General features: G+C 39.5%; 1 protein-coding gene. It reads right to left on the minus strand.

Going from position 1 to position 1258, the window contains the following annotated elements; genetic code table 11:
* A partial coding sequence (locus tag GMD1S_RS09020) for a GbpC/Spa domain-containing protein (protein WP_000630975.1) occupies positions 1-1258 on the minus strand: 1258 nt, incomplete at both ends.

Here is a 1258-nt window from a genome sequence, read left to right on the forward strand (position 1 = left end):
TGATCTGGAGTTTTTACCGGTGGAGTTGGCTCATTTTCGTAGTTTGGTGCTACTGGAGCTGGTTCCAATGGTTTTTCTACTTCATAAGAAGGAGCTTGTGGAGCAGTTGGTTCAACTGGTGGAGTTGGTTTTTCCTTGGTAATTTTCGGAACGTTAACGGCACGAATCTTACCATTGAGTGAGTACCAGATGTTTGGTCTTTTACCTTCAGTATTGTCTCTTCCAGGTACTTGAGGCATTTCTGCTACAGACATCACATTGGTAGCAGATGTTGCACCAACTGTAACGTGATTCGTAGGACCGGACATACTAATAGCACCTGCACCATACCAAGAGTTTGGTGCATCTGATGAATCCCACCCCGATCCAGGTTCATTTGCTCTAGGATACATAGTCCAACGAGATCCACCCTGATCTTTTCTAAAATTGAGGGTTTTGGTAGCATAAATCATTCCATCTTTTTCATCAATAGATGAACCTGAAATTTTGATAAAAGTACCACTATAATCCTTGGCCATCTCAATAGAGTTGTGTTCACGGTTAAGTGAGGCTACTGAAAGAAGAGCATTGTCAAAATTAATTGGTTGGTCATTTTCATCGTAGAAGGTGAATTCATTTTTAATGAAAATTGACGTATCTTTTTCTACCTGACCCGTAAAGGCTGAAGCAAAAACCCCTAAAGTTGGGTCACTAAAGATTCCCAACCAAACTTTTCCAGTAGGATTTTTAAATTGCGAAGAAGGATCTACAGTATATTTGTAAACAATCTTGGAAATCTTTTTACCGTTGTAGTATGAATTTTGAAGGTTAGTATAAGTTGCAGTTACGCTTTGCCCACGTTCTAGAAGCACAGAGCCCCATTTAACCTCTGTTTTATTTCCTACATTAGTCGTCCAGTCTGATTTATCATTGATGTTACCATACAATTCCACTGAAGAAGTAGTTGCACCGTTTTCCAAGTTCTTGACATTTAGATTGTCTAACTGAAGATTTTTCTTGCCATATTGGTCTGTGTCTTTCTTAAAGGCTTCATCAACTGCTGCTGCAGTGAGAAGTTTTCCTTCCGTTTTGAGATCAAGTTGAGCATTCGATTCTAAGTCATAAACCAGACTCTGAGCAGATGGCTTAGACAAGTAACCATCTTGATCTTTATTCTTTTCAAGTTCTACCAATGCAGCCTTAATTTTGGCCTGCTCATCTTCATAAGCCTGCAACTTAGCCGGATACTCAGCCAACTCTTTCTTATATTTGGCAAGAT

The sequence above is a fragment of the Streptococcus sp. GMD1S genome, from assembly GCF_000296875.1.
Lineage (GTDB): Bacteria > Bacillota > Bacilli > Lactobacillales > Streptococcaceae > Streptococcus.